1 protein-coding gene and 1 pseudogene are annotated in these 7,898 nt (G+C 68.5%); both read left to right on the top strand.

The genetic code is table 11. The features are described from left to right. Window positions 1–9: 9 nt before the first annotated feature. A pseudogene (locus CHC08_RS53155) lies at window positions 10–102 on the top strand (DUF7507 domain-containing protein); the annotation flags it as partial. Between the two features lie 135 nt (window positions 103–237). After that, window positions 238–7,898, top strand: a 7,661-nt coding sequence (locus CHC08_RS49240; RefSeq protein ID WP_143653704.1) for a DUF7507 domain-containing protein, incomplete at its 3' end; no start/stop codon positions are given.

Raw genomic sequence — 7,898 nt, 5'->3', positions numbered from 1 at the left:
ACACCCGGGGTGATCACGTGTCCGGTGGCGACGTTGGCGCCGCAGGCCTCAACGACGTGCACCAGCACGTATGTGGCCACGCAGGCGGATGTCGACGCGGAGTCGATCGTGAACACCGCGACGGCTTCCGGCACCCCACCGACGGGCCCACCGGTGACCTCCGATCCGTCGACCGCGACCATTACGGCCACCTCGGATCCCAGTCTGTCGTTGCTGAAGACGGCGTCGCCGAGCACGGTGACGGCGGCCGGCCGTACGGTCATCTACTCCTATCTGGTCGTCAACACCGGTAACGAGACGTTGACCGGGGTGGGGGCGACGGACACGGCGTTCTCCGGTTCCGGGACGCCTCCGGTGATCACCTGCCCGGTGACGACGCTGGCACCGCAGGCCACGACGACCTGCACGGGCACGTACGTGACCACCCAGGCCGACATCGACGCCGGTTCGGTTGCGAACACGGCGGTCGCCTCCGGCACTCCGCCGACGGGCCCCGCGGTGACCTCCGATCCGTCGACCGCGACGGTCACCGCCACGCCGGAACTCGGCCTGGCGCTGCTGAAGACAGGAACTCCGAACATCCTGGCGGCGGCCGGTCGTACGGTCACCTATTCCTACCGGGTCGTCAACACCGGCAACGCGACGCTGACCGGGGTGGGTGTGGTGGACACGTCGTTCTCGGGTACGGGGACGCCTCCGGTGATCACGTGTCCGGTGACGACGCTGGCACCGCAGGCCACGACGACGTGCACCGGTACGTACGTGACCACCCAGGCCGACATCGACTCGGCGGCGCTCGTGAACACGGCAACGGCCTCCGGCACTCCGCCCACGGGTCCACCGGTCACCTCCGATCCGGCGACGGCGATCTTGACCACCTTGTCGGCTCCCGGTCTGGCGTTGCTGAAGACGGCGTCGCCGAGCACGGTGGCGTCGGCCGGCCGGAGGGTGACCTACTCCTACCAGGTCGTCAACACCGGTAACACGACGTTGACCGGGGTGGGGGCGACGGATACGGCGTTCTCGGGTTCGGGGACGCCTCAGGTGGTGACGTGTCCGGTGACGACGCTGGCGCCGCAGGCCTCGACGACGTGCACGGGCACGTATGTGGTGACGCAGGCGGATGTCGACGCCGGGTCGATCGTGAACACCGCGGTCGCCTCGGGCACTCCGCCGACGGGTCCCGCGGTGACCTCTGCTCCGTCGACCGCGACGGTGGCCGCCGTCTTGGCTCCTGGCCTGGCGTTGCTGAAGACGACCTCACCGAGCTCGGTGTCGGTGGCGGGTCAGACGATCATCTACTCCTACCTGATCGTCAACAACGGCAACGCGACGTTGACGGGTGTGGCCGTGGTGGACACGGTGTTCTCGGGTACGGGGACGCCTCCGGTGGTCACCTGTCCGGTGACGACATTGGTGCCGCGGGCCTCGACGACGTGCACGGGCACGTATGTGGTCACGCAGGCGGACATCGACGCGGGGTCGGTGGTGAACACGGCGGTCGTCTCGGGCACCCCGCCGACGGGTCCCGCGGTGACGTCGGCTCCGTCGACCGCGACGTTGGCCGCCGCCTTGGCCCCCGACCTGACGGTACTGAAAACGGCCATCCCGTCGACGGTGACCGACGCGGGCCAGACGATCACCTACTCGTACGGGGTCGTCAACACCGGCAACGCGACGTTGACGGGTGTGGCCGTGGTGGACACGGTGTTCTCGGGTACGGGGACGCCTCCGATGATCACGTGTCCGGTGACGACGTTGGCGCCACAGGCCTCGACGACGTGCACGGGCACGTACGTGACCACCCAGGCCGACATCGACGCCGGTTCGGTGGTGAACACGGCGGTCGCCTCGGGTACTCCGCCGACGGGTCCCGCGGTGACCTCCAATCCGTCGACCGCGACGGTGGCCGCTGAGCTGATCTCCGGCCTGGCGTTGCTGAAGACGGCGTCGCCGTCGACGGTGACGGCGGCGGGGCAGACGGTGACCTACTCCTACCTGGTCACCAACACCGGCAACGTCACGTTGACCGGTGCGGGGGTGACGGACGCGGCGTTCTCGGGCTCGGGGACGCCTCCGGTGATCACGTGTCCGGTGACGACGCTGGCGCCACAGGACTCGACAACCTGCACCAGCACCTACGTGACCACCCAGGCCGACGTCGACGCGGGTTCGATCGTGAACACCGCGACGGCTTCCGGCACTCCGCCGACGGGTCCCGCGGTGACCTCAGCTCCGTCGACCGCGACGGTCACGGCGATGCCGGCTCTCGGCCTGACGGTGGTGAAGACGGCGTCGCCGTCGACGGTGACGGCGGCGGGTCAGACGGTGACCTACTCCTACCTGGTCACCAACACCGGTAACGCGACCCTGAGCGGGGTGGGGGCGACGGATACGGCGTTCTCGGGCTCGGGGACGCCTCCGGTGATCACGTGTCCGGTGACGACGCTCCTACCGCAGGCCTCGACGACGTGCACCAGTACGTATGTGACCACGCAGGCGGATGTCGATGCCGGTTCGGTGGTGAACACTGCGGTCGCCTCGGGCACTCCGCCGACGGGTCTCGCGGTGACCTCTTCGCCGTCGACGGCGACGGTCACGGCTACGCCGGCCCCTGGTTTGACGGTGCTGAAGGCGGCGGTTCCGTCCACGGTGACGGCGGCGGGTCAGACGATCACCTACTCCTACCTGGTCGTCAACACCGGCAACGTCACGTTGACCGGGGTGGGGGCGACGGACACGGCGTTCTCGGGTACGGGGACGCCGCCGGTGGTGACGTGTCCGGTGACGACGTTGGCGCCGCAGGCCTCGACGACGTGCACGGGTACGTACGTGACCACCCAGGCCGACATTGACGCGGGGTCGGTGGTGAACACCGCTGTTGCCTCGGGTGCTCCGCCGACGGGTCCCGCGGTCACGTCGGCTCCGTCGACGGCGACGGTCACGGCGACGTCGGCTCCTGGTTTGACGGTGCTGAAGGCGGCGGTTCCGTCCACGGTGACGGCGGCGGGTCAGACGGTCACCTACTCGTACGCGATCGTCAACAATGGCAACGCGACCCTGACCGGGGTGGGGGCGACGGACACGGCGTTCTCGGGTACGGGAACACCCGGAGTGATCACCTGCCCGGTGACGACGCTGGCTCCGCAGGCCACGACGACGTGCACCAGTACGTACGTGACCACGCAGGCGGATGTCGATGCGGGGACGATCGTGAACACGGCGGTCGCCTCGGGCACTCCGCCGACGGGCCCACCGGTCATGTCTGCTCCGTCGACGGCGACGGCGACCGCCACCTCGCGTCCGGAGTTGTCGCTGTTGAAGACCGCCTTCCCGTCGGATGTGACGGTGGCGGGGCAGACGATCACTTACTCGTACAGGGTCGTCAACACCGGTAACGCGACGCTGACCGGGGTGGGGGCGACGGACACGGCGTTCTCGGGCTCGGGAACACCGCCGGTGATCACCTGCCCGGTGACGACGCTCCTACCGCAGGCGACGACGACGTGCACGGGTACGTACGTGACGACGCAGACGGACGTCGACGCCGGTTCGATCGTGAACACGGCGGTCGCCTCGGGCACTCCACCGACGGGTCCCGCGGTGACCTCGGCTCCGTCGACCGCGACGGTCACCGGAGATCCGGTCGCCGGTTTGACGTTGCTGAAGACGGCGTCGCCGTCCGCCGTTTCGGCGGCGGGCCGGACGATCACCTACTCCTACCTGATCGTCAACAACGGCAACGCGACACTGACCGGGGTGGGTGTGGTGGACACATCGTTCTCCGGCTCGGGGACGCCTTCGGCGGTGACGTGTCCGGTGACGACGCTGGCGCCTCAGGGCTCGACGACCTGCACCAGGACCTACGTGACCACCCAGGCGGATGCCGACGCGGGTTCGGTCGTGAATACGGCGGTCGCCTCGGGCACTCCACCGACGGGTCCCGCGGTGACCTCGGCTCCGTCGACCGCGACCGTTGGCATCACCTCGGCGCCCAGTCTGTCGTTGCTGAAGACGGCCTCGCCGAGCACGGTGACGGTGCCTGGTCAGACGATCACCTACTCCTACCTGGTCACCAACACCGGTAACGCGACGTTGACCGGTGTGGGTGCGACGGATACGGCGTTCTCGGGTTCGGGGACACCCGGGGTGGTCACGTGTCCGGTGACGACATTGGCGCCGCAGGCGACGACGACGTGCACGGGCACGTACGTGACGACGCAGGCGGATGTCAATGCGGGTTCGGTGGTGAACACCGCGGTCGCCTCGGGCACCCCGCCCACGGGTCCCGCGGTGACGTCGGCTCCGTCGACCGTGACGGTCACGGCGACGACGGCTCCTGGTTTGACGGTGGTGAAGACGGTGCTTCCGTCAACGGTGACGGCGGCGGGTCAGACGGTGACCTACTCCTACCTGGTCACCAACACCGGCAACGTCACGTTGACCGGTGCGGGTGTGGTGGACACGGCGTTCTCCGGTTCGGGGACACCCCCGGTGATCAGCTGCCCGGTGACGACGCTGGCACCGCAGGCGACAACGACGTGCACCAGCACGTACGTGATCACCCAGGCCGACATCGACGCCGGTTCTGTGGCGAACACGGCGGTCGCCTCCGGCACTCCGCCGACGGGCCCCGCGGTCACGTCTTCGCCGTCGTCCGTGACGGTCGCGGTCGCGGACGACGTGTCGTTGACGCTCGTCAAGACGGCGTCGCCGAGCACGGTGTCGGCGGCGGGTCAGGCGGTGACCTACTCCTACCTGGTCACCAATACCGGCAACGTCACATTGAGCGGGGTGGGGGCGACGGACACGGTGTTCTCGGGTTCGGGGACACCTGGAGTGGTGACGTGTCCGGTGACGACGCTGGCACCGCAGGCCTCGACGACGTGTACTGGCACGTACGTGACCACGCAGGCGGATGTCGACGCCGGGTCGATCGTGAACACCGCGGTCGCCTCGGGCACTCCGCCGACGGGTCCCACGGTGACGTCTTCGCCGTCGACCGCGACGGTCACCGGAAATCCGGTCGCCGGTTTGACGTTACTGAAGACGGCGTCGCCGAGCACGGTGACGGCGGCGGGTCAGACAGTCACCTACTCGTACGCGATCGTCAACACCGGTAACGCGACCCTGACGGGTGTGGGCGTGGTGGATACGGCGTTCTCGGGTTCGGGGACACCCGGGGTGGTGACGTGCCCGGTGACGACGCTGGCACCGCAGGCCTCGACGACGTGCACCGGTACGTACGTGACCACCCAGGCCGACGTCGACGCGGGTTCGATCGCGAACACCGCGACGGCTTCCGGCACTCCGCCGACGGGTCCCGCGGTGACGTCTTCGCCGTCGACCGCGACGGTCACCGGAAATCCGGTCGCCGGTTTGACGTTGCTGAAGACGGCGTCGCCGAGCACGGTGACGGCGGCGGGTCAGACAGTCACCTACTCGTACCTGATCGTCAACAATGGCAGCGCGACGTTGACGGGTGTAGGTGTGGTGGATACGGCGTTCTCGGGTTCGGGGACGCCTGGAGTGGTGACGTGTCCGGTGACGACGCTGGCGCCGCAGGCCTCGACGACGTGCACCGGCACGTATGCGGTGACGCAGGCGGATGTCGATGCCGGTTCGGTGGTGAATACGGCGGTCGCCTCGGGTACTCCGCCGACGGGTCCCGCGGTGACGTCGGCTCCGTCGACCGCGACGGTGACCGCCACGTCGCGTCCGGAGTTGTCGCTGTTGAAGACCGCTTTCCCGTCGACGGTGGTGAGCGCGGGTCAGACGATCACTTATTCGTACCTGGTCGTCAACACCGGAAACACGACGCTGACGGGTGTGGGGGCGGTGGATACGGCGTTCTCGGGTTCGGGGACGCCTGGAGTGGTGACGTGCCCGGTGACGACGCTGGCGCCGCAGGCCTCGACGACGTGTACGGGTACGTATGTGGTGACGCAGGCGGATGTCGACGCCGGTTCGGTGGTGAACACCGCTGTTGCCTCGGGTACTCCGCCGACGGGTCCCGCGGTGACCTCCGATCCGTCGACCGCGACGGTCATGGCGACGTCGGTTCCAGGGTTGACGATGGTGAAGACGGCGTCGCCGTCCACGGTGTCGGCGGCGGGTCAGACGGTGACCTACTCGTACGCGATCGTCAACACCGGTAATGCGACCCTGATCGGTGTGGGTGTGGTGGACACGGCGTTCTCGGGTTCGGGGACTCCTTCTGCGGTGGCGTGTCCGGTGACGACATTGGCGCCACAGGCCTCGACGACGTGCACCAGGACCTACGTGGTCACTCAGGCGGACGTCGACGCGGGGTCGATCGTGAACACCGCGGTCGCCTCCGGTATCCCCCCGACGGGGCCCGCGGTGACGTCTTCGCCGTCGTCCGCGACCGTTGCCATTACCTTGGCACCCAGCCTGACGTTGCTGAAGACGGCCTCGCCGTCCACGGTGTCGGCGGCGGGTCAGACGGTGACCTACTCGTACATGATCGTCAACACCGGTAATGCGACGTTGACCGGGGTGGGTGTGGTGGACACGTCGTTCTCGGGTACGGGAACACCTGGAGTGGTCACGTGTCCGGTGACGACATTGGCGCCGCAGGCCTCGACGATGTGCACGGGTATGTACGTGACCACGCAGGCGGACGTCGACGCGGGGTCGATCGTGAACGCCGCGGTCGCCTCGGGTACTCCGCCGACGGGTCCCGCGGTGACGTCGGCTCCGTCGACGGCGACGGTCACGGCGACGTCGGTTCCGGGGTTGACGGTGGCGAAGACGGCGTCGCCGAGCACGGTGTCGGCGGCGGGTCAGACGGTGAGCTACTCCTACCTGATCGTCAACAATGGCAACGCGACGTTGACGGGTGTGGCCGTGGTGGACACGTCGTTCTCGGGTTCGGGGACGCCTCCGGTGATCACGTGTCCGGTGACGACGCTGGCACCGCAGGCCTCGACGACGTGCACCGGCACGTATGCGGTCACCCAGGCAGATGTCAACGTCGGGTCGGTGGTGAACACGGCGGTCGCCTCGGGCACTCCGCCGACAGGTCCACCGGTCACGGCCCCTCCGACGACCGCGACGGTGACGGCCGACCTGATTCCCAGTCTGACGTTGCTGAAGACGGCTGTTCCGTCCACGGTGACGGCGGCGGGGCAGACGATCACCTACTCCTACCTGGTCGTCAACACCGGTAACGCGACGCTGACGGGTGTGGGGGCTGTGGATACGGCGTTCTCGGGTACGGGAACACCCGGGGTGGTCACCTGTCCGGTGACGACGCTGGCACCGCAGGCGATGACGACGTGTACGGGCACGTACGTGACCACCCAGGCGGATGTCGACGCCGGCTCGGTGGTGAACACCGCGACGGCCTCGGGCACTCCGCCGACGGGTCCCACGGTCGCGTCGGCTCCGTCGACGGCGACGGTGACCGCCACCTCGCGTCCGGAGCTGTCGCTGTTGAAGACCGCCTTCCCATCGGCGGTGACGGCGGCAGGGCAGACGATCACCTACTCCTACCTGGTCGTCAACACCGGCAACGCGACGCTGACCGGCGTGGGTGCGACGGACACGGCGTTCTCGGGTTCGGGGACGCCTCCGGTGATCACCTGCCCGGTGACGACGCTGGCACCGCAGGCGATGACGACGTGTACGGGCACGTACGTGACCACCCAGGCGGATGTCGACGCCGGTTCGGTGGTGAATACCGCGACGGCTTCGGGCACTCCGCAGACGGGGCCTGCGGTGATCTCGGCTCCGTCGACCGCGACGATTACCGAAGATCTGGTCGCCGGCCTGACGTTGTTGAAGACGGCGGTTCCGTCCGCCGTGTCGGCGGCGGGTCGGACGATCACCTACTCCTACCTGGTCGTCAACACCGGAAACGAGACGTTGACGGG

The sequence above is a fragment of the Streptosporangium subroseum genome (assembly GCF_900188345.1).
GTDB lineage: Bacteria > Actinomycetota > Actinomycetes > Streptosporangiales > Streptosporangiaceae > Streptosporangium > Streptosporangium subroseum.
The sequence above is the reverse complement of the archived record's forward strand: the minus strand, read 5'-3'. Positions and strand labels throughout refer to the sequence as shown.